Source organism: Streptomyces hydrogenans (assembly GCF_014656075.1).
In the GTDB taxonomy this organism is placed as follows: Bacteria; Actinomycetota; Actinomycetes; order Streptomycetales; family Streptomycetaceae; genus Streptomyces; species Streptomyces hydrogenans.
In genome coordinates, this window is record NZ_BNBS01000001.1 from 153,944 (window position 1) to 175,613 (window position 21,670).

Sequence of the window (21,670 nt, forward strand, 5' to 3'; positions counted from 1 at the left end):
CGCTCCCTCCGGCCGCGACCGCCCAGCGCATCGACCCGCCCCTCCGCTCCCCCGGTGGTTCCCCCATGCCCGCAATCCCCGTTCGGCCTCCCACCCCACGCCCCCGGCGGCACGGCTCCGACCGGCCGTAGCCGCGCGCCCACCGGACGGACCGGCGCGTCGACCACCGGCGGACCGTCGCACGACCACGCACCACCGGCCGACCGACCAGCGGCCGGGTACGTCACTCGGGGAAGACGGAGAACACGTGCGATTCCAGCTGCTCGGGCCCCTGAGCATCACCGACGGGCGGGACGTCGCGGTCCTCCCGCCCTCCAAGCCGACGGCGCTGCTCGCGGCCCTGCTCGTGCGCCCCGGTGCGATCGTCTCCACCGACCGGCTGCGCGGCGCCGTCTGGGGCGAGGAGCAGCCGACCACCGCCAAGGCCGCCCTCCAGAGCTGCGTCCTGCGGCTGCGCCGGCTCTTCGCCAAGTACGGCATCGAGGACCAGGCCGTCGTCGCGGTGGCGGGCGGCTACCGCATCGACGCCGACGCCGACACCCTGGACCTGCTCCATTTCCGCCGCCTCGTCGAACGGGCCGCCGGTGCCGGCGCCGACTCCGAGCTGTACGCCCTGCGGAGCGCGCTGGCCCTGTGGCAGGGGCCGCTCCTCGCCAACGTGCCCTCCGAACTGCTCCACCGGGACGAGGTGCCGCGCCTCGCCGAGGAGCGGCTGCGGGTCCTGGAGCGGGTCGTGGACATCGAGCTGGAGCACGGCCGATGTCGTGAAGCCCTCGTCGATCTATGGGAGGTTACGCGCGTATACCCGGAGCACGAACGGTTCGCCGAACAGCTGATGACCGCCCTCTACCGGCTCGGCCGGCAGACCGAGGCGCTCGCCGAGTACCGGCGCGTCAAGGAGCACCTGCGCGACCGGCTCGGCGTCGACCCGCGCGCCGAGCTCCAGGGCCTCGAACTCGCCATCCTCCGGGGGGAGCGGCTGGGTCCGGTCGACACCGGCCGAAGACCGGCGGCGCCGGCCGCACTCGCCGGACCCGTCGAGGACGCCCACCGGGCACCGCACGCCGAGCCCTTCACGACGACGGCCGCCCGGCCGCGCCCCGAAGGTTCCGGCCCCGCCCCCCACGCGCCGACCGCCGCGGCCCTCCCCACGGTGCCGGGCTTCACCGGTCGCGCGGGCGAGGTCGACGCCCTGGTCCGCCTGGGCGCCGGCGGCCCGGGCGACGGCGGGCACGCGCCCGTCGCCGTCCTCTCCGGCGCCCCCGGCCTCGGCAAGACGGCCCTCGCCCTGCACGTGGCCCGGCTGGTGGCCGGTCACCACCCCGGCGGCAGCGCGCTGGTCCAGCTCACCCATGCCGACGGCACCCCGCGCACCGCCGAGGACGCCGCCGCCGATGAGCGCCGCGTGCTGCCCGGCGGGGCCGGCGCCGTCCCGGTGCTGCTCGTCCTCGACGACGTCGTCCACCCCGACCAGGTCCGCCCGCTGCTCACCGGGCACGCCGGTGCCGCGGCGCTGGTCACCAGCAGGACCGGGCTCGCCGCGCTGGTCGCCACCCACGGCGGCACCGTGCACCGGCTCGGCGCGCTCGCCCCGGAGGAGGCCGAGGCGTTCCTCGTCTCCGCCCTGGGCGGCGAGCGGACCGGGGCCGAGCCGGCCGCCGCCCGGCACCTCGCCGACGCCTGCGGCCACCATCCGCTCGCCCTGCGGATCGCCGCCGCCCGGCTCCTCACCCGGCCCCGGCTCCGGCTCACCGACTACGCCGACTGGCTGCGCCAGGACCCGGCCGGCCGCCTGAGCCTCGCGGACGACCCCCGCACCTCGGTGCCGCAGCGCCTCGACGAGGCCCTGGGCCGGCTCTCCCCCGCGCTCGCCGAGGCGCATCTGCGACTCGCGGCCTCCCCGTACGAACCGCTCACCGCCGCACGCGCCGCCGGTGTCCTCGGCGTCCCGGCGGAGACCGCCGAGCTGATCCTCGAAGGGCTCCTGGACGCCGGGTTCCTGGAGGAGGGCCTGCCCGGCGACTTCCGTCCGCACGCCCTGCTGCGCGCCCACGCCCGGCGCGCGGCGCGCTCGCCGAGCGGCCGTTCGCAGGCGCTGCCGCGGCCACCCCTGCCCGCCGCGCTGCGCTGACCGCCGGTCCGTCCGGCGCCGCCCGACCGCACGGCACCTCCCCGGAACCGTGCGCCACGCTCCTTTCCCCCGAGTCCCACCAGCCCCACCCGTACCTCCCGCAACCGCCCCGCCCCCGAGCCGGCGCCCCACCACCCCGGGCCCGCCCGCCGCACAACGAGAGGTGTGACGCACGCATGACCTCCCCGTCGTACACGGAAGTCGCCGGAACCCGGCCGCGAGTCCGTCGCGATGTCCTGTACACCCGCACGCCCGACGGCGTGATCTTCCACAACGCCGACGGCGGCTTCCGGCTCACCGGCGCCTCCGGCTACCGCTTCGCCAGCCTCCTCATGCCGCACCTCGACGGCAGCCGGTCGGTCGAGGAGATCTGTTCGGGCTTCGGCGACCGGCAGAAGGCGATGGTGGGCGGGCTCGTCCAGGCGCTCTACGCGCGTGGCTTCGCCCGGCCCGTCTCCGAGCCCGCCGCGGACCCGGCCGCGGCGGCGACCGACCCGGCCGCCGCCCGCTTCGCGCCCCAGATCGCCTACGTCGACCACTACACCGACGGGGCCGACGCCCGCTTCGCCCGCTTCCGCGCCACCCGGGTCGCCGTGCTCGGCGACGGACCGGTGGCCCGCTGGTGCGTGCTCTCGCTGCTCCGCAACGGCTGCGCGACCATCGGCGTCGAGCCCGCCCTCGCCCGTGGGACGGGCAGCACCTCCCCCGAGGAGTTCGCCGCCGTGCGCGCGGAGGCGGCCGAGCTGGCCGCCGAGGGCTGCCCGGTGGACCTGTCGGAGCTGCCCGCCGGGGCCGCGGGCCGGGCCGCCCACGAGGGGTACGACCTGGTGGTGGCCGCCGGGCCGGACACACCCGGCACCGTCCTGGAACTGCTGCGCGCCGGGGTGCCGGAGGGGCGGGCGCTGCTGCCGGCCTGGGCGTTCGGCGACCGGCTGGTGGTCGGTCCGGTGATGGACGACGAGTCGGCGAGCTGCTGGGCCTGCGCCGCGCTGCGCATGGGCGCGGCCGGGGACGCGGCGGACGCCGCCGAGCTGTGGAGCGGGCTCGCCCTCGGCGTCCCCGGGGCGCGGCCGTCCGGCCCCCTGGCCGCGATGATCGGGAACCTGCTGGGCTACGAGGTCTTCCGCCTGACGACGGGCGCGCTGCCGGCCGAGACCCGGGACAAGCTTCTGGTCCAGCACACGGCGACGCTCGACGTGGCCGCCGAGCCGCTGCTCCCGCACCCGCGCTGTCCGTTCTGCTCCGCGCCCGCCACCGTGCCGGAGCCGGTCGACCTCGCGTCGGCGCCGGCCCGGCCGGCCTTCCTCCCGACGGTGGCCACCGCGCCCGACGACGACGCGGCCCAGGGGCCGCTGGCCGAACTGGAGCGGCGCTCGGCGCTGGTCCGCCCGCACGCCGGGGTGTTCCGCGCGTTCGCGGACGAGCCGCTGACGCAGACGCCGCTGAAGGTGGGCGCGGTCGTCGTGGGTCTGGGTGCGCGGGGCAGCCGCACGATCACCGCCTTCGACGTGCACCACACGGCCGGCGCGCGGCTGCGGGCGCTGAACGCGGCGGCCCTCGTCTACGCCGAGCACGTGGTGCCGACTGCCGTCCCCGCCGAACCCCTGGACGGACTGCCGGAGGTGGCCCCCGAGCTGCTCACCGTCGCCTCGGGCACGGGCGGCGACGGTGGCACCGTGGCCTTGACGGTCGCGACCTCGCTGCTGACTAAGGAGACGGTCCGCGTCCCGGCCGGCGCCGTCCGGCCGTTCGGCCCGGCCAACGCCGACCGCCGCTTCGAGCCGACCCGGGCCGGAGCCGGGGCGGGCGCCGACCTGCCGGAGGCCGCGGCGGCCGGACTCCTCTCGGCGCTCGCGCACGACGCCCTGTGTCGGGCGGTCGGCGGCGCCGGGGAGGTGGCCGTCCTCGCGCCGGACGCCCTCGGCGAGGACCCGGAGCTCACCTTCCTGCTCCGATCGGCCACGCTCCTGGGCCTCGACGTCGAACTCCTCGACCTCGGCGAGCGGAGCCGCTCGGGCGCCTCCGTGGTCCTGGCCCGCACCCCCGGGACCGGTCGGGAACCGGGCCGGTGGGCGGTCGGCGCGGCCCCCGACCTGCCGGGCGCGGCCGCGGACGCCGTGCGGGACCTGCTGGGCTCCGCCCAACTGGCCTGCGAGGAGGACGATTCGGCGCGCGCCGCCGATCCGGGCGATCCCCTGCTGCGGGACCTCGACCCGGCGCTGGTGCCGGTGACCGCCGCCGGACCGGCCGGGGCGGACGGCACCGGCGTGGAGTGGGCGCGGATCCTGGAGCGGCTCGCGGCGGCCGGGCGGGACGCCTTCGTCGTGCCCACGCACGCGGCCGACCTGCCGACGGCGGGCATCGTCACCGTCCGCGTGCTGCTGACCCGGGCGGCCCCCGATGCCGGCTGACACCGCGCCGCCCGCCGTCGCCACCACCGCCTTCGCGCGCGAACTGGCCGCCGTCCGAGCCGAGTTCACGCCCACGCCCGAACCCGAGGTGGCCGCGCTGGGCGTGACCGACGCCTACGCCTCCGCCGCCGCGTCCGAAGGACGGCTGCCGGTCCGGCTGTACGGGCGCCAGGTCCTCGTCGGCCCCTGGCCCTCGGCGGACGGGGCGCCCGGCTGCGCGACCTGTCTGGAGCGTCGCTGGCAGGGCGTCCGCTCGGTGCAGCTGCGGGAGGGTCTGGAGCTCGGCGGCGGGACGCGGGCGGCGGGCGCCTGGCCGTACGGGATCCCCTTCGCGGCGACGGCGGTGGCCGCGCTGCTGGAGCGGCCGGCCGCGCGGGAGCCCGGGCCCGGCCCGTACCCCTCCGTCCGACTGCTCGACCTGGACACCCTGACCGTCCGCACCCACCCGCTGGTCCCGGACCCCGAGTGCCCGTCCTGCGCCCGGCCCGTGGCGGACTCGGCGGAGGGCGCGGCGCTGGTGCTGCGGCCCGCGCCGAAGCACCGGCCCGGAGCCTTCCGGGTGCGGCCGGTCGAGGAGTACCAGCTGCCCGAGGACGCCTTCGCCAACCCGCACTGGGGGGCGGTGGGTCCCTCGGTCGTCTTCGACGTGGCCTCCACCACCACCTCGGCCACGGTCGGCTGCTTCTCGACCCGGTCGGGCGACTACCTGCGCGAGACCTTCTGGGGCGGGCACGCCGACACCTACGCGCGCAGCCGGCGCATCGGGATCCTGGAGGGCCTCGAACGGTACGCGGGGATGCGGGCGCGCGGACGGGCCGCCGGACTCGTCGCCTCCCTGGACAGCCTGGGCCCGGGGGCCGTCGACCCGCGCGAGACCGGGCTGTACGACGCCGCCTTCTACCTGGCCAACCCGCGCGTCACACCGTTCTCGCCGGAGCGGCCGATCCCCTGGGTGTGGGGCTGGTCGCTGCGGGACTCCCGGCCCCGGCCGGTGCCGGAGGTCCTGGCGTACTACCACGCGCCGGGCCTGGAGCACCGGTTCGTCCAGGAGAGCTCCAACGGTTGCGCCTCCGGGGGCAGTCTGGAGGAGGCCGTGTACTTCGGCCTGATGGAGGTCGTCGAACGCGACGCCTTCCTGCTCGCCTGGTACGGACAGGTGCCGCTGCGCGAGATCGACCCGGCGACGAGCGCCCGTCGCTCGACCCGGCACATGGTGGACCGGCTGGCGATGTACGGCTACCGGGCCCGCTTCTTCGACACGCGGATCGGCTTCCCGATCCCGGTCGTCACGGCCTGCGCCGAGCGCGTCGACGGCTCCACCGGGCGCATGTGCTTCGGGGCGGGCGCCGGGCTCGACCCCGAGTCGGCGCTCGACTCGGCGCTGTGCGAGATCGCCACCGACGCCGTGAACCTGGTCGGCAGGACCCGGCGCGACGAGCCCCGGCTGCGGGCCATGGCGGCCGACTTCGACCTGGTCACCGGCCTCCACGACCATCCGATCCTGTACGGGATCCCCGAGATGGGGCGGTACGCCGACTTCCTGCTGCGGCCGAAGTCGCCGCGCCCGCCGCTGGCCGTCGCCGACCTGGCCTGGCCCGACGCCACGGGGGCGGTCGCCTCCGCCGACCTCGGGGAGGACCTGCTGCGGGCCGTGGACGCGGTGGCGGCGGCCGGGTTCGACGTGGTGGTCGTCGACCAGACCCTGCCCGAACAGCGGGCCCTCGGCCTGCACACGGTGAAGGTCCTGGTGCCCGGCCTGCTGCCGATCGACTTCGGCTGGGCGCGCCAGCGCGCCCGCCACATGCCCCGGATGCGGACGACGCTCGGCGCCGCCGGTCTCAACCCCGCCCCCCATCCCTTCCCGTGACCGGCCGGCCGGCCCGTCCCGCACGCCTTCCGAACCTCCGAAAGGGGTCCGACCCCATGGGGTACGCCCACGAGTACGCCGACGCCGTGCTGCACCGCGGCCGCGTCCCGATGGAACCCGCCGACTTCGTCCCGGACTGGCCGGACGCCCCGCGCAAGGGGAAGTTCTACCCGGGCCCGGAGCCGTACGCCCTGCCGGACGGCGACGGCCCCGGCGACGGCCCCGCCGCCGCCGGACTCCTGCCCGCCCCGGGCCCGGCGGCGCACGCCGGCTTCACGCTGCCGCTGCTGTCCGCGATGCTCAAGGACTCCTACGGCCTGACCGGTCGCCGGCTGGGCATCCAGGCCAACAGCGACCTGCCCGGACTGCCGCTGTACCCCCACGCCAACTGGTCGCGCGGCACCGCGGGCGGCGGCGGCCTCTACCCGGTGGCCGTGCACTGGGCCTCGGGCCCCTCCGGCCCGCTCACCCCCGGCCTCCACCACTACGACGTGCGACGGCACTCCGTGCAGCGGCTGCTCACCGGAGACGTCACGGCGCGGGTCCGCCACGCGCTGGGGGCCGACGCCCCGGCCGAGGCGCGGGAGAGCGACCACTACCTGCTGCTCTCCGTCAAGTACTGGCAGACCGCCTTCAAGTACAACAGCTTCGGCTTCCACGTGGTGTGCACGGACGTCGGCACCCTCCTCGGGACGTGGCAGGTCTGGGCCGCCGCGCACGGGCTGCGCGTGGCCCCGGTCTTCTGGTTCGACGAGCCCCGGCTGAACCGGCTGCTCGGCGCCGGGAGCGAGGAGGAGTCGGTCTTCGCGGTGGTGCCGCTGCGCTGGGAGGGGGCCGCCGCGGCGGCGGCGACCGCGGCGGAGCCCGATCCCGCCGTCCGGCACCGGGACCTTGAGCGGTCCCGTACCGTCATCGGCTTCCCGACCGTGCGGGCCATGCACGCGGCCACCGTGGCCGGTGCCTCGGCGCGGCCCGCGCCCGGGGCGCTCGCGGCGGCCGCCGTCCGGCCGCTGCCCGCGCACGGCGACCCGGTGCCGCTGCCCGCCCCCGCCCTGCCCGGCGTGCCGGTGCGGCCGGTGCTGCGCCGACGCCGCTCCAGCTTCGGACGGTTCGACGCGGCCCGGCCGGTGACGTCCGCCGAACTGTCGGCGGTCCTCGCGGCCTGCGCCGCCACCTCGCTGGGCGGCGAGGCCGGAACCCCGGAGGACGCTCCGCTGGTGCGGCTGTACGTCTTCGTCAACCACGTCGAGGGGATCGAGCCCGGGGCCTACGCCTACGACCCGGGCCGGCGCGAGCTGGCGCTCGTCGTGCCGGGCGCGCAGGGCGACTTCCTCCAGGCGAACTACTTCCTCTCCAACTACGACCTGGAGCGGGCCGGCGCCGTCCTGGTGCCGACGGTGCGCACCACGGCCGTCCTGGACGCCGTCGGCGGCCGCGGCTACCGGATCGCCGTCGGCACCGCCGGCGCCGTCGCCCAGACCTTCTACCTGGCCGCCTCGGCCCTGTCGGTGGGGGCGGGCGTGGCGCTCGGCTTCGACAACGTGTCGTTCGTGGAGCGGCTCGGCCTCGCCGGCACCGAGGAGGCGCCGCTGCTGATCATGCCGCTCGGCCACGAACGGCCCTCGCCGGCCGACTTCCGCCACGAGATCGCCTGAGGGGGCCGCGATGACACCGACGACGACGTCCGCCGCCGCGCCGCCGCGGACCGGCTGGGAGGTGGGCCGGCGGTTCCTGCTGCGGGCCGCGGGCCTGCCGGTCGAGACCGTCCGGGGGCTGCGCTGTCCGCGCGCCCTGGCCTGGGCCGACGAGGTCCTGGCGCACGAGGCCCGGCTCACGGCCGAGGGCACCGCGCTGAGCGACCGGCTCCACGGCCTGGTCGAGGCCGCCGACGCGGTCGGCGCCGAGACCCGCCGCGCCCTCCTCGCCCTGCGCCGACAGGTCTTCAACAACCGGCTGCCCGCCGACCCGGACGCGGCGCGGCGGCTCGTCACCGCGCTGGACGCGGGGACCGGAGCCCGCACCGGGGCATGGCTGGAGGAGCGCCTCCGTCACGGCGAACTGCTGGCGGAGGGAGCGGAGTTGCTGGCGGCCGAGATGCGCGGGGCGCGGGCCGCGCTCAAGTCGGCGCTCACCGAGGACCGGCTGCGGCACGGGCTGCTGCTCGCCTCGCCGACACTGGACTCGCGGCTCGACGCGTACCTCGCGGACCCGGCGGCCGAGCCGGGCAGGCGGATGCGGAAGATCGAGCGGTCCGCGCTCACCTACCTGTACCGGACCGCGTGCAAGACCAGCCCGTTCAGCACGCTGACGCCGGTCGCCTCCGGCGTCTTCGCGTCGGGTGCCGTCGCTCCCGGGGTGCCGGACACCGGTGCCTCCGGTGCCGTCGGCACGGGGGAGCTGCGCATCGGGGAGGACTGGTCGGGGCACGTGCGGCTGACGGTGGTGGCGCTCGCGCGGATCGCCGAGCTGATCCTGGCCGATCCGGTGCGGCGGCAGGATCTGCCCGTCGTCCTCTCCCCCGGCTGGGACCGGGACGAGGACCGGATCCGGTACGTCCGCCAGTCGGTGACCGCGGGCGACGACAGCGCCGCCGTCACCTTCGACGCCGTCCGCGACCGGCTGTTCTACCTGCGCGGCAGCGGGACCCTGGAGCGACTGCTGGCCTTCCTCGGGGAACGGGACGCGCCGCGCCACCGGGACCTGGTCGGGTGGCTGCGCGAGGAGCACGGGGCGGACCCGGCGGACTGCGAGCGGTACGCGGCGGCGCTGCTCCAGCTCGGCATGGTGCAGGTCCCGTCCCTGCGGACCGACGTGCACAGCCCCGACCCGCTGCGCTCCTTCCAGGAGTCGCTGCGGGGGCTCGGCCTGGCGTGGGCGGACGCGGTGGCGGACGGCCTGGAGGCGCCCGCCGCCTGCCTGGCCGCCTACCCCGCGGCGGGGCTCGCCGAGCGGCGGACGCTGCTGCGCTCGCTGCGGGAGCGGCTGCTCGACGTGCTGCGGGGGCTGGGCGCGGCGGACCCGGCGCTGCCGCAGACGCTCGTGTACGAGGACGTGAGCGCGGGCGAGGCGGTGACGGCCGACGCGGGGCTGCTGGGCGGGGAGACGGGGCGGGCGCTGCGCCGGGTCGAGGGCGTCCTGCCGCTGTTCGACCTGACGCTCCCCCACCGGGTGACGCTGCACGGCTTCTTCCTCGCCCGGTACGGGCGGGGCGGGCGCTGCGACGATCTGCTCGGGCTCGTCCACGACTTCCACGAGGACCTGTTCGACCAGTACCTGTCCTTCACCGCGCAGCGCGTCCCCTTCGACGCGGACGGCGCGTACGCGCCGGAGGAGAACTGGCTCGGGCAGCCCGCGATGCGGAGCCTGGACGAGGCCCGCAGACGGTTCGCGGCCGGGATGCGGGCGGCGTGGGAGCGGGACGGCGAGGCGGAGGAACTTCGCCTGACGGAGGAGCTGCTGACCGGTGTGGCGGACGAACTCGCGCCGTTGGCGCCCGACTTCGTCCCGCAGAGCCATCACCTCCAGTTCGACCTGGCCGAAGGCGGCGGGCACCGGGTGGTGCTCAACCGTTCGTACGGCGGCCTCGCCTTCCCGTTCAGCCGCTTCACCCACGTGTACGACGGGGACGGGGCGGCCGGGCTGTCCGGGAGGCTTCGGGAGGAGTCGCGGACGCGGCAGCCTGAGGGCGCGGTCTTCGCGGAGCTGACCGGCGGACCGGTGACCAGCAACCTCAATCTGCACGGACGCCTGACGGACCACCAGATCGTGTGTCCCGGGGAGACGTCGACGGTGCCGGAGGAGGCGCGGATCGATCTGGACGACCTCTTCCTCGTGCACGAGGAGGAGACGGACCGGCTGGTGCTGCGCTCGCGGCGGCTCGGCCGGCGGGTGATCCCCGTGTACCTCGGCTATCTGGTGCCGGTGGCCCTGCCCGAGATCCCGCGGACGCTGCTCCTGCTGTCGCCGAGCACCATGGCCCCGGCCGACGTGTGGGGCGGGGTGCCGGCGGGCCCGGCGGTCGAGGGGGTGACCCGCAGGCCGCGGGTGGTCCACGGGGACGTCGTCCTGGCCCGGCGGGCGTGGACCGCGGACACCGCCGTGCTGCCGGTGCGCCGGCCCGGTGGCGAGGAGGCGGCCTGGTGGCTGGAGTGGCGGCGCTGGCAGCGGGCCCACCGGCTGCCGGACCGGGTCTTCGCGACGCCGCTGCGGGACGGGCGGCGGGTGCCGGGCGCGAAGCCGCTGTACGTGGACTTCGCGAGCCCGCTGTCGCTGGCCGCCTTCGACGCCCGGCTCGACCGGGAGCCGGGTGCCGCCGTGGTGCTGCGCGAGGCGCTGCCGGCCGAGGACGGGCTCCAGCTCGTCTCCGGGCGCGGCCGGCACGTGGCCGAACTGGCCGTGGAGACCTTCACCTTCCCCCGCACCCCTATCGAGGACGGCCCGACATGCCGGAACTGACCGCCCCGCCCGCCACCGCGCCGGGACCGTGGCTGGCGCTGCACGTGTTCTACGCGGCCAGCCCGCGCCCGCTCCTGGTGGACTGCGTCCGTCCGCTGGTCGCCCGGCTGTCCGAGGACGGACTGCTCGCCGGGCACTTCTTCCTCAACTACTGGTTGGAGGGGCCGCACGTGCGGCTGCGGCTGCGGCCGTCGAGCGCGGCGGCGGTGCCGGAGGTGCGGCGACGGGCCGAAGAGGCGCTGACCGCCTTCCTGAAGGGCCGGCCGGCGCTGTACGAGGTGGACTCGGGCTTCCTGAAGGACTTCTACGACGCGCTGTTCGACATCGAGTTCCCCGGCGAGGACCGCGGCCGGTACATGGGCGAGGACGGCCGGATGCGGCTGCGCCCCAACAACACCTTCCGCGAGGAGCCGTACGCCCCCGAGTACGCGAAGTACGGCGGCCCGGCCGGCGTGGAGCTGGCCGAGTGGCACTTCCGGCACTCCAGCGAGCTGGTGGTGGACGCCTTCCGCACGATGAACCTGCACCTGAGGACGGTGCTGCTGGGCACCTCGGCGCAGCTGATGATGGTGATGGCGAGCTGCTTCCTGCCGGAGGACGACCGGCTCGCCGCCTACCTCGACGGCTACTACCGCTTCTGGCACCGGGCGTTCCCCGACACCGGCTTCATCGGCTCGGAGGAGTACGAGCGCGGCTACGCGGAGCTCGCCCCCTCGCTCGGGCGCCGGTTCGCCGCGGTCCGCGCCGCGGTCGGGTCGCGGGAGCTGGGGCGGCTGCCGTCGTTCCTGCGGGGCTGGGCGGAGCACTGCCTGGAGCTGCGGTCCCGGGTGGAGGAGCTGACGGGCCGCGGCGAGCTGGCCTTCCCGGTGTGGGAGGGGCCGGCGCGCGAGGACACCGGGCAAGAGCGGCCGGAGCCGGCGGACGCGGCTCCGCTGGTACCGCTGACGGACGTGTCGGCGGTCCTGCCCCGGCTCCTCTCCCCCTACATGCACATGACCAACAACCGGTTGCACGTGACGATCCGGGACGAGGCGTACCTGTCGTTCGTGCTCGGGCGGGTGCTGCGCGAGGGCGTGCCGCACGCGGCGGGGGCGGGGGTGGGCCCGTGACGGCGGCCTCCGCCGCGGCCCGCGCCCACCGGCCCGCGCTGCGGCCCGGGGTGCGGTTCAGTCCGGCGCTGCTGCGCGGGCCCCGGACGGTGCACCTGATCCGGCACCCGGTCACCGGGGCGGCGTTCGAGGTCGGGGAGAAGGAGTACTTCCTGATCGCGCGGCTCGACGGGACGCGGAACCTGGACGATCTGGCGCCCGCGTACGCGCAGCGGTTCGGGCGGCGGCTCGGCGAGGAGCACTGGACGCGGCTGCTGGGGCTGCTCGGGACCCGGGGCCTGCTCGTCGGCGCGCCCGACCCGGTCGCGCCCGCGCCGCAGGCGCCGCCGCCGAACTCGGTGTGGCGGGGCACCCGCCCGCTGGTGCGGGATGCGGACGCGACCACCGCCCGGCTCCACCGGCTGCTGCGGCCGCTGCTGGGTCCGGCTGTCCAACTGCCGCTGTGCGCGGCCGTCCTGGCGCTGCTCGTGCTGCTGGCCTGGCAGGCCGGGCCGCTGATCGCGGCGGCGGGCGGGCTGACCCGGCAGCCGGCCGCGCTCGCCGGGATCGCGGTCTTCCTGTGGCTGAGCATCACCGTGCACGAACTGGCCCACGGGGTCGCCGCCCAGCACTACGGCGGCCGGGTCGCCGAGATCGGGCTGAAGTGGCGGCTGCCGGCCGCGCTCCTCTACTGCACGGTGGACGACTACCTGTTCCTGCCGGGCCTGCGGGCGAAGCTGGTGATCGCCGGGGCGGGCGCCCACCTCAACATGGTGCTGCTGCTGCCCTTCGGCGTGTGGTGGCCGCTGCTGCCGGCCGGCACTCCCGAACGCCCCTTCGTCGCGGGCCTGTTGCTGCTCGGCACCGTGCAGGGGCTCGGCAATCTGGTGCCGCTGCCACCGCTCGACGGCTACCGGATGCTGGGACACGCCCTCGGCACCGCCCGGCTCGCCCCGGAGACCCGCGCCTATCTGGCCCTGCGCCGGAGCGGCGGGGCACGGGCGGTGGCCTCCTACCCGCCCCGGGCCCGGCGGCTCTACACCGCGTACGCGACCGGGGCGGTGCTCCTCGTGGCGCTCGCCGCCACCGCCACCGCCACCCTGCTGTTCCTGCTGTCGCGGTGAACCGCGACCCCGCACCTCCGCCCTCCCGACCGAAGGACCGCGCACCACATGAGTGAGGTACAGGCCATGCCAGCAACCACCGCCCCGGGCGGCCCGCCGGCCCCCGCCGTCCGCGTCGAGGCAGTCTCCAAGCGGTACGGCGACCGGCTCGCCGTCGACGACGTGACCCTGGAGATCCGCCAGGGCGAGTTCTTCGGACTGCTCGGGCCCAACGGGGCCGGAAAGTCGACCCTGGTGGAGATCATGGAGGGGCTGCGCCGGGCGGACGCGGGCACGGTCGCCCTGTTCGGCCGCTCCCCCTGGCCCCGGGACACGACGCTGCTCCCCCGGATCGGCGTGCAGACGCAGTCCTCCGCCTTCTTCGTCCGGCAGACCGCGCACGAGCACCTGCGCACGGTCGCCGCGCTCTACGGGGCGCCGCGGACGGCGGTCGACGCCACGCTGGAGACGGTGGGGCTCACCGGGCAGCGCGACGTGCGGGTGGAGAGCCTGTCGGGCGGGCAGCGGCAGCGGCTCGCCATCGCCTCCGCCCTCGTCCACGCACCGGAGCTGATCTTCCTGGACGAGCCGACGGCCGCGCTCGACCCGCAGGCCCGCCGGGCCCTGTGGGAGGTGCTGCGCGGGCTGAAGGCGGCGGGCCGCACGATCGTCTACACCACCCACCACCTGGACGAGGCCGAGGAGCTGTGCGACCGGATCGCGATCCTGGTGGACGGCCGGATCGCGGTGACGGACTCCCCGCACCGCCTGGTCGGCGCCTCGCGCGCGCCGAGCCGGGTGCTGCTGCCCGAAGGCCGCCTCGACGAGGCGACCGCCAGGGCGATCGAGGGCGTGGAGCGGGTCAGCGCCCAGGGCGGCTCGCTCGTCCTGGAGACCCACGCCGTCGGGCCGGTGCTCACCGCCGTCGACCGGATCGCGGGCCTGGACGGGGTGCAGACCCGTACCGCGAGCCTGGAGGACGTCTACCTCGACCTGACCGCCCGGCCCGCCGAAGCCGCAGGCACCGCCGCGACGACCGCCGAGACCACGGAGCCGTGACCATGAGCGCCTACACCGCACTGACCGGGGCGGGATACCGGGCCCAGGTCCGCGACCGGACCACCCTGTTCTTCACCTTCGCCTTCCCGCTGCTCTTCCTCGTCGTCTTCGGCCTCATCTTCAAGGGCCAGGCGGTGGAGGAGAGCGGACTGTCCTACCTCTCGTACACGGCGGCGGGCGTCCTGTCGTGGGGCGTGGCGAACGCCGCCGTCTTCGGGATCGCCTTCACCCTGATGCAGTGGCGGTCGGACGACATCCTGCGGCTGATCCGGATGTCGCCCGCGCCGCTGACGGCGGTCATCGGCTCCCGCTACGCGATCGCGCTGGTGGTCGGCGCCGTGCAGTCGCTGCTGTTCGTCGGGGTCGCGATGCTGCCGGTCTTCGGGCTCGAACCCGCGTCCGGCTGGCCGCTGCTGGTGCCCGTGCTGGCGCTGGGGGTGACCACCTTCCTGCTCCTCGGGGTGATCATCGGCTCGTTCGCGGACACCCCGGAGTCGGTGGCGGCGGTCGCCAACTTCCTGATGCTGCCGATGGCGTTCCTCTCGGGCTCCTTCTTCCCGCTCGACTCGATGCCGGAGTGGCTCCGGACGGTGTCCCTGGTGATGCCGCTGCGCTACCTCAACGACGCCGTCTCGCACGCGCTCGCCGGACGCGGCGACTCCTCCGACGTCCTGGTGGGCTGCGCCGGGCTGCTCGCCTTCGCGGTCGTCTTCGGCGCGGTCGCCATGAAGACCTTCCGCTGGACGAGGTCCTCGTGAGCGCCCCCACGACGGAGCGGCCCGATCAGCCCCCGGCCGAAGCGCCGATGGACCGGGCCCGGGGCGAGCTGCGGGCCGCGCTGGCCGGCCGGCTCGGGACCGACGTGCCGGTGGTGCCGGTCGGCGTCACCGACGTCGCCGTGCCGCTCGGCGGGCCGGGCGCGCCCGACCCGTGGGCCGCCGAGCGGGCCGGAGCCCGGGTCCACCTCACCGCCTCCGCCGTCCTCGTCGGCCCCTGGGGCGGCGACGGCACCGCTCCCGCCTGCGGGCGCTGTCTGGCCCTGCGCTGGCAGCGGCTGCGCAGCCGGAGCGAGCGCGACGCCCTGGAGACCGGAGGCCCGCAGAGCCCCCGTCCGGCCGGCGCCTGGCCGCTGCTCACCCCGCACGTCTTCGACGCGGTGGCGGCGGTCTGGTCGGCGGTCCTGGCCGGGCCGGGCGCCGAACCGCCGGCCCCTCGGGCGGCGGACCGCGCGCTTCCCCAGGTGACCCGGGTCGACCTGGAGACGCTCGCGGTGCGGACGTACCCGCTGCTCGCCGACCCGCTCTGCCCGGACTGCGCCCCCGCCCCGGAGCCCGCCGCGCCGCGCCGCCTCGACCTGGTGGAGCGGCGGAAGGCGAGCCCCGGCTCCTACCGGCTGCGGCCGGCCGGCGCGTACCCGATCCCCGAGGACGCGCTGGCCAATCCGGTCTGCGGGGCACTCGGCGGCGGGACCTGGCTGAGCGTCACCTCGCCGACGACCGCGCCGGTCGCCGGCAGCGTCTTCGTGCGCGGCTACGCGGGGCTCAACGACGTGACCTGGAGCGGGCAGGAGAACGCCTTCGCGACCAGCCGCACCCTGGCCTTCCTGGAGGGGCTGGAACGGTACGCGGGCACCCACCGGCGCGCCCCGCGCCTCCCTGTCGTCGGTTCGTGGAACGAGCTGCGGGACCGAGCGGTCGATCCGGCGGAGTGCGGCTTCTACGACGCGCGCACCTACCGCGAGGACCCGCTGGTCGACCCGTTCGACCCGGACCGGGCCATCCCGTGGGAGTGGGGGTGGTCGCTGCGCGACGCGCGGCCGGTCCTGGTGCCGTCCCGGTTGGTCTACTACAGCGCGGGCCTCCAGGCGGACAACTTCGTCTTCGAGTGCTCCAACGGCTGCGCCATCGGCGGGAGCCTGGAGGAGGCGGTGCTCGGCGGCCTGCTCGAACTGGTGGAGCGGGACGCCTTCCTGAACGCCTGGTACGGCGCGGCCCGACTGCCGGCGATCGACCTGGCGACGGTCGGCGGGCGGGCGGCGGCGATGACGGAGCGGGCCGCGCTCCAGGGCTACGACGTGCACGCCCTCGATCACCGGATCGACCTGCCGGTGCCGGTGGTGACGGCGGTCGCGGTGCGCCGCGACGGCGGCCCGGGACTGCTGTCTTTCGCCGCCGCGGCCTCGCTCGATCCGCGCGCGGCCGTGGAGGGGGCCCTCTCGGAGGTCCTCACCTACATCCCGCACCTCTCCCGGCAGACCCACGAGCGACGGGCCGAACTGGAGGCGATGGCGGACGACTTCTTCCTGGTGCGGCACCTGAAGGACCACGCCCAGCTGTACGGGCTGCCGCGGATGGCGGAGCACGCGCGGGCCTTCCTGACGCCGCCGGCGGTGCGCTCCTTCGGGGAGACCTACCGGGAGTGGGAGGCGTCGGGGCGGCCGGCGACGCTGGACCTGCGGGACGACCTGCGGGCGGTGACGGACGCGCTGGCCGGCGCGGGCCACGACGTGATCGTGGTGGACCAGACGACGCCGGAGCAGGAGCGGATGGGGCTGCGCACGGTCAGCACGCTGGTGCCGGGGCTGCTGCCCATCGACTTCGGCTGGAACCGTCAGCGGGCGCCGTCGCTGCCGCGGCTGCGGACCGCGCTGCGGCGCGGCGGGCACCGGGCGGCGGACCTGACGGACTCCGAGGTCCACCGGGTGCCGCACCCCTTCCCGTAGCGGGAACGCGGGCGCGCCCGGTGTCCGTGGGACGACGGACACCGGGCGCGTGCCGCACCCGACGAGGGGTCAGGCGGAGCAGGAGGTGGTGCTGGTGGTGGAGCTGCACGTCGAGGTGGAGCTGGTGCTGGTGGAGCCGGCCAGCACGACCTCGCTGGCGTCCGAGTAGTCGGAGATCTCGAAGGTCTCGGCCTCCAGCTCCAGGATCTCGTCGGCGAGGGTGCTCAGGTCCTTGTTCATGGTGCCTCCTCAAGGTCCGCGGCTCCTGGGCGGGGCCGCCGGGCGTGACCCCATTCCAGCGCCCTCCGCTCACCGTTCGGCCCGCCGTCCGCTGGCACTTCGCTGGCACGCGGCGCCAGCGGCACGCCCGCGCGTACCCGGCCCGACCCGACCGACCCCGACCCCGACCGAAGGAGAGACCCGCGTGTCTCCGTACCCCGACCGTGCGGTGCTCCGCTCCGCGCTCACCCTCTATCTGGACGTCCACGCGTCACCGGAGGTGTCCGGCGCGGAGGCGCGGACGGCCCGGGTCTTCGGCGACCGGCTGGCGGCGCTCGGCCTGGAGGTGACGCCGGGCGTCGGCGGCCACGGCGTCGTCGGGGTCCTGCGCAACGGCCCGGGGCCGCGCGTCTACCTGCGGGCGGAGCTGGACGCCCTGCCGCTGGAGGAGGAGACGGGGCTGCCGTACGCGAGCGGGAACGGCGCCATGCACGCCTGCGGCCACGACCTGCACCTGGCCGCGGCGGTGGGCGCGGCGGAGCTGCTGTCCCGGACGGCAGCGGACTGGCGGGGGACGCTGGTGGTGGTCGGACAGCCGGCGGAGGAGACGCTGACGGGGGCGCGGGCGATGCTGGCGGACGGCCTGTACGAACGGTTCGGCACCCCCGACGTGGTCCTGGCCCAGCACGCGGCGCCGCTGCCGGCCGGGATGGTGGCCCACGGGACGCCCCGGGCCCCCGTGACGGCGGCGAGCGCGGCCCTGGAGGTGACCGTGCACGGGCGCGGAGGACACGCGGGGACGCCGCACCTCGCCGTGGACCCGGTGGTGACGGCGGCGGCCATCGTGCTGCGGCTCCAGACGGTGGTGTCCCGGGAGGCCGTGCCCGGCGAACAGGTGACGCTGACGGTGGGAACCCTGCGGGCGGGCACGGCGGTGAACGTCGTGCCCGCCACGGCATCCCTCGGCATCGGCGTGCGGGCGCCGACCGAGCAGTCGTTGGAGCGGGCGCTGACGGCGGCCGAGCGGATCGTCCGCGCCGAGTGCGCCGCTTCGGCCTGCCCGCGCGACCCCGACGTGGTGGCGGTGTCCCGCGCTCCGGCCCTGTGGGGCGCGCCCGGGGAGACGGCGGCGGTCCGCGCCGCCCACACGGCCCTGTTCGGGCCCGAGCGGGTGGTGGACTGGCCCCCGTCGGCCGCGTCGGAGGACTTCGCGCTGTACGGCGGCGCGGGCGAGGTCCCGTTGGTGTACTGGATGACGGGGGTCGCCGGGCCCCGCCAGTGGTCCGCCCACGGCGGCCGGGTCCCCCCGAACCACTCCCCGCGTTTCGCTCCCGAGGTCCGCTCTGCGCTGCCCCCGGCGATCGCGGCCCTGGCGGCGGCGGCACGGAACCGGCTGGCGGATCCGGGCGGTTCAGAGCCGCGGGGGTAGCGGTGGACCGACGACGGCGGTGCCGCCCAGGCGCACGCGGGGGCCGCCGGGGCCCGTGCGGGCGGTGGCGGTGAGGGTGGCCGGGTGGCCGAGGGAGTCGCCCATGTCGACGGTGAGGGAGAGCGGGACGGGGCCCGCGAGGTGGGCGGCGAGGCAGGCGGTGCTGTTGGCGTTGGCGATGTCCTCGTCGACGCCGATGGAGGGGGCGAACATCCGGGCGGCCGCCCGCCCGTCCCGGTCCGGCCCCGCGTAGGCGTAGACGCCGAGCAGTCCGAGCGCGTCACAGGCGGCCCGCAGCCGGACGAAGTCCGGTTCCAGCGATATGAGTTCAGCGCGGTTCGACATCGGGAGCAGCAGCCGGGGCCGTCCGACGGAGGCGACGCGGGCCGGGCCCGCGGGGCGGCCGCCGAGCCCCAGGGCGGGCAGGAGGAGCCCGTACGCGGCGGGGTCCGGCGGCCGCAGCTCCACGGGGCCGGGGGCGTACTCGGCGTGGATCAGCCCTCCGGGCGCGGGACGGGCGCGGGCGGCGAAGACGCGGTCGGTGGTGCGCAGGACGCCGTCGAACGTGCCCGTGCGGTGGGCGAGACGGGCGATCGCGGCGATGGTTCCGTGGCCGCAGGCGGGGAGCTCGCCCTCGGTGGTGAAGAAGCGCAGGGCGTGGGCCGGGGCGCCGGTGGCGTCCGGCGGGAGCGGGGAGACGAAGACGGCGTGGGAGGCTCCGGTGCGCAGGGGGATCCGACGCCGCTCGGCGTCGGTGAGCGGCGGGACCCGGGGGTGCCGGGCGTCGTCGCCGGGCGCTCCCTCCCGGGGCGTGGTGCCCCCGGGCGACCGGGTCCGCCCCCGGTCACCGTCCGCCGATGCCCCCTCGACGGCGTCCGGTTCGATGACGACGGCGGTCGGGCTGCCTCCCTCGTCCGCTCGCGTGCAGGCCCGGACGAGGGCGAGGGATCGCGTCACCCGTTCACCGTAACCTCCCGAACGCTTCGCCGGCCCGGGATGGCCGGAAGGGGCGCAACACCCGCTCCCCGCTTCGGGAGTTGGAGGCGGGAGGGGTTGACGGGGGCCGGACGCCTCCATAAGTTCACAGCTTGATAAAAGGCTTGCCGCTTTGCGGGACACGTACGGGCCCGGGCGGGCCGGGTCCGTACGGCACCGCGGCACCGCCTCGACGAAAGGGTTGTCAGGTGCAGCTCAATCTTCTGCGGGGTGCGCGCGACCGGGCGCGACCCCGCTCGCTCGCCGCCCTCCTCACCGGCGCCCTCGTGGCGACCGGCCTGGTCCTCACCTCGCCCGGCACCGCGCAGGCGGCCGGTGAGCGGGTGGACGTCTGGCTGACCACCACCTCCGACGCCGGAGGACGCACCGTCACGCGGGGACTCGCCCCCCAGGCCCCGCTCGCCTTCGGCCCCGCCGGCGGCGGGGCGACCCACACGATCACCGTCGACGAGTCCACCACCTACCAGCAGTTCGAGGGCGGCGGCGCCTCGATCACCGACACCACCGCCCACCTCCTGCGCGGCGGGGCGATCAGCGCCGCCACCCGCGACGAGGTGATGCGCCGGCTCTTCTCGCCGACCGACGGCATCGGACTCTCCTTCGTCCGCAACCCCATCGGCGCCTCGGACCTCTCCCGGCCGGGCAACGTCTCCCTCGACGACACCTGCTGCGACCTGAACGACTTCGGCGCCAACGGCTACGACACGAACGTGCGGCTGCTCACCGCGCAGGCCAGGCAGCTCAACCCGGGGCTGCGGGTCAAGGGCGTGCCGTGGAGCGCCCCCGGCTGGATGAAGGACAACGGCCGGATGGACCAGATGGGCTGGCTCAAGTGGGAGCACTACCCCACCTACGCCCAGTACCTGGTGAAGTACCTCCAGAGCTACCAGGCGGCGGGGGTCAGGGTCGACTACCTCTCCGTGCAGAACGAGCCCAACTGCTGCCAGGCGGGGAACCCCACCGCCATGAACTACCCCGGCATGAGCTGGAACCCCTCCGGGCTCGTCGAGTTCACCAAGAACCACCTCTACCCGGCCCTGCGCGCCGCCGGCCTCACCACCAAGGTCCTCGTCCACGACTGGAACTACGGCGACTACGCGAACTTCGGCGCGGGGATCCTCGGTGACGCGGGCGTCCGGAACGACCCGCTCTTCGGCGGCATCGCCTGGCACGGCTACTTCGGCGACCCCGCCGTCGGCAGCCAGGTCCACGATCAGTACCCGGGGGTGCGGCAGTTCAGCACCGAGCACTCTGGCGGCACCTGGATCGGCAACCAGCACGACGAGGACCTGAAGGACATCGTCTCCTACGCCCGCAACTGGAGCAGCAGCCTGGTCAAGTGGAGCCTGGCGCTCAACCAGGACATGGGCCCGCACAACGGCGGCTGCGGCACCTGCACCGGGCTCGTCACCGTGCAGGAGGGCGGCCCGCGGGCCGGGCAGGTCGACTACACCGTCGAGTACTACACGACCGGTCACCTCACCAAGTTCGTGCGGCCGGGCGCGTACCGGATCGCCTCCACCGACAACGCCACCGTGCAGAACGTGGCCTGGCGCAACCCCGACGGCTCCAAGGCGCTCATCGCGCACAACCGCGGCGGCTCCGCGCAGTCCGTCCGCGTCGACTGGGGCGGCCAGTCCTTCACGTACAGCCTCCCGGCGCACACCACCGCCACCTTCACCTGGTCCGGGACGCCGGGCGGCGGCGCGCCGGCCGGAACGCTGACCGGGCTCGCGGGCAAGTGCCTGGACGTGGCCGGGGCAGCGACCGCCGACGGCACCGCCGTCCAGCTCCACGGCTGCAACGGCACCGCGGCGCAGCGGTGGACGCTCGCCGCCGACGGCAGCGTGCGGGCGCTCGGCAAGTGCCTCGACGTCGCCGGCGGCGCGGTCGCCGACGGCACCAAGGTGCAGCTGTACACCTGCAACGGCACGGGCGCCCAGCGGTGGCGGTACGACCCCGTCACCCACGACGTGGTGAACGCCGCGGCCGACAAGTGCCTGGACGTGACCGGCAATTCCTCCGCCGACGGCACCCGGGCACAGATCTGGACCTGCACCGGCGGCGCCAACCAGAAGTGGACCCACCAGGCGTCCTGACCCGGCCCGGCCCACCACGGCCGGTCCGCCCCGGACCGGTCCGGCCCGATCCGGTCCCGTCCGGGGCGGTCCCGACCGATCCGGTCCCCAC

General features: G+C 76.1%; 14 protein-coding genes. 12 read left to right on the forward strand and 2 right to left on the reverse strand.

Going from position 1 to position 21,670, the window contains the following annotated elements:
• Positions 1-247 precede the first annotated feature (247 nt).
• From IE321_RS00705 to IE321_RS00750, 10 genes are all read left to right on the forward strand, one after another.
• Positions 248-2,131, forward strand: coding sequence for an AfsR/SARP family transcriptional regulator (locus IE321_RS00705; protein ID WP_190221308.1), 1,884 nt, complete (start codon positions 248-250; stop codon positions 2,129-2,131).
• Positions 2,132-2,307: 176 nt separating this feature from the next.
• On the forward strand, positions 2,308-4,542 hold the full coding sequence (locus IE321_RS00710) for a TOMM precursor leader peptide-binding protein (protein ID WP_190221309.1): 2,235 nt from the start codon (positions 2,308-2,310) through the stop codon (positions 4,540-4,542).
• Positions 4,532-6,409: a TOMM precursor leader peptide-binding protein gene (locus IE321_RS00715; protein ID WP_190221310.1), complete on the forward strand. Its 1,878-nt coding sequence runs from the start codon at positions 4,532-4,534 to the stop codon at positions 6,407-6,409. The genes IE321_RS00710 and IE321_RS00715 overlap by 11 nt, the downstream gene beginning before the upstream one ends.
• Before the next feature lie 56 nt (positions 6,410-6,465).
• Positions 6,466-8,064 (forward strand): nitroreductase family protein, encoded by a 1,599-nt coding sequence (locus IE321_RS00720; protein WP_190221311.1) that lies wholly within the window; start codon positions 6,466-6,468, stop codon positions 8,062-8,064.
• Positions 8,065-8,074: 10 nt separating this feature from the next.
• Positions 8,075-10,864 carry a lantibiotic dehydratase gene (locus tag IE321_RS00725; protein ID WP_190221312.1) on the forward strand — a complete coding sequence of 930 codons (2,790 nt, stop codon included), beginning with the start codon at positions 8,075-8,077 and terminating at the stop codon, positions 10,862-10,864.
• A complete protein-coding gene (locus tag IE321_RS00730) occupies positions 10,852-11,973 on the forward strand; it encodes a lantibiotic dehydratase C-terminal domain-containing protein (protein ID WP_190221313.1) in 1,122 nt (373 codons plus the stop codon). Before IE321_RS00725 ends, IE321_RS00730 begins: the two co-directional genes overlap by 13 nt.
• Positions 11,970-13,076, forward strand: a complete 1,107-nt coding sequence (locus IE321_RS00735) for a metalloprotease (RefSeq protein WP_190221314.1) — start codon at positions 11,970-11,972, stop codon at positions 13,074-13,076. Before IE321_RS00730 ends, IE321_RS00735 begins: the two co-directional genes overlap by 4 nt.
• A gap of 48 nt (positions 13,077-13,124) precedes the next feature.
• Entirely contained in the window at positions 13,125-14,114 is a 990-nt protein-coding gene (locus IE321_RS00740; RefSeq protein ID WP_190221315.1) for an ABC transporter ATP-binding protein, read from the forward strand.
• A 2-nt stretch (positions 14,115-14,116) separates the two neighbouring features.
• Positions 14,117-14,872: an ABC transporter permease gene (locus IE321_RS00745; protein ID WP_043222366.1), complete on the forward strand. Its 756-nt coding sequence runs from the start codon at positions 14,117-14,119 to the stop codon at positions 14,870-14,872.
• A gap of 47 nt (positions 14,873-14,919) precedes the next feature.
• Positions 14,920-16,836 (forward strand): TOMM precursor leader peptide-binding protein, encoded by a 1,917-nt coding sequence (locus IE321_RS00750; protein ID WP_190221421.1) that lies wholly within the window; start codon positions 14,920-14,922, stop codon positions 16,834-16,836.
• A gap of 69 nt (positions 16,837-16,905) precedes the next feature.
• Here IE321_RS00750 and IE321_RS00755 read toward each other — a convergent pair whose 3' ends face one another.
• Positions 16,906-17,076, reverse strand: coding sequence for a thiazolylpeptide-type bacteriocin (locus IE321_RS00755; protein WP_030757923.1), 171 nt, complete (start codon positions 17,074-17,076; stop codon positions 16,906-16,908).
• 184 nt (positions 17,077-17,260) lie between these two features.
• Here IE321_RS00755 and IE321_RS00760 point away from each other — a divergent pair, with 184 nt between their 5' ends.
• Positions 17,261-18,484, forward strand: coding sequence for an amidohydrolase (locus IE321_RS00760; RefSeq protein ID WP_043222371.1), 1,224 nt, complete (start codon positions 17,261-17,263; stop codon positions 18,482-18,484).
• Here IE321_RS00760 and IE321_RS00765 read toward each other — a convergent pair.
• Complete coding sequence (locus IE321_RS00765) at positions 18,467-19,441, reverse strand: PhzF family phenazine biosynthesis protein (RefSeq protein WP_226652479.1); 975 nt, start codon at positions 19,439-19,441, stop codon at positions 18,467-18,469. The genes IE321_RS00760 and IE321_RS00765 overlap by 18 nt on opposite strands.
• A gap of 227 nt (positions 19,442-19,668) precedes the next feature.
• Here IE321_RS00765 and IE321_RS00770 point away from each other — a divergent pair, with 227 nt between their 5' ends.
• On the forward strand, positions 19,669-21,579 hold the full coding sequence (locus IE321_RS00770; RefSeq protein WP_190221318.1) for a ricin-type beta-trefoil lectin domain protein: 1,911 nt from the start codon (positions 19,669-19,671) through the stop codon (positions 21,577-21,579).
• Positions 21,580-21,670 lie beyond the last annotated feature (91 nt).

What these genes read in the sequence shown, in the direction of transcription:
- IE321_RS00710 (WP_190221309.1), top strand. Translation starts at nt 2,308, where the DNA reads ATGACCTCCCCGTCGTACACGGAAGTCGCCGGAACCCGGCCGCGAGTC.
- IE321_RS00715 (WP_190221310.1), top strand. Translation starts at nt 4,532, where the DNA reads ATGCCGGCTGACACCGCGCCGCCCGCCGTCGCCACCACCGCCTTCGCG.
- IE321_RS00720 (WP_190221311.1), top strand. Translation starts at nt 6,466, where the DNA reads ATGGGGTACGCCCACGAGTACGCCGACGCCGTGCTGCACCGCGGCCGC.
- IE321_RS00725 (WP_190221312.1), top strand. Translation starts at nt 8,075, where the DNA reads ATGACACCGACGACGACGTCCGCCGCCGCGCCGCCGCGGACCGGCTGG.
- IE321_RS00730 (WP_190221313.1), top strand. Translation starts at nt 10,852, where the DNA reads ATGCCGGAACTGACCGCCCCGCCCGCCACCGCGCCGGGACCGTGGCTG.
- IE321_RS00740 (WP_190221315.1), top strand. Translation starts at nt 13,125, where the DNA reads ATGAGTGAGGTACAGGCCATGCCAGCAACCACCGCCCCGGGCGGCCCG.
- IE321_RS00745 (WP_043222366.1), top strand. Translation starts at nt 14,117, where the DNA reads ATGAGCGCCTACACCGCACTGACCGGGGCGGGATACCGGGCCCAGGTC.
- IE321_RS00750 (WP_190221421.1), top strand. Translation starts at nt 14,920, where the DNA reads ATGGACCGGGCCCGGGGCGAGCTGCGGGCCGCGCTGGCCGGCCGGCTC.
- IE321_RS00755 (WP_030757923.1), bottom strand. Translation starts at nt 17,076, where the DNA reads ATGAACAAGGACCTGAGCACCCTCGCCGACGAGATCCTGGAGCTGGAG.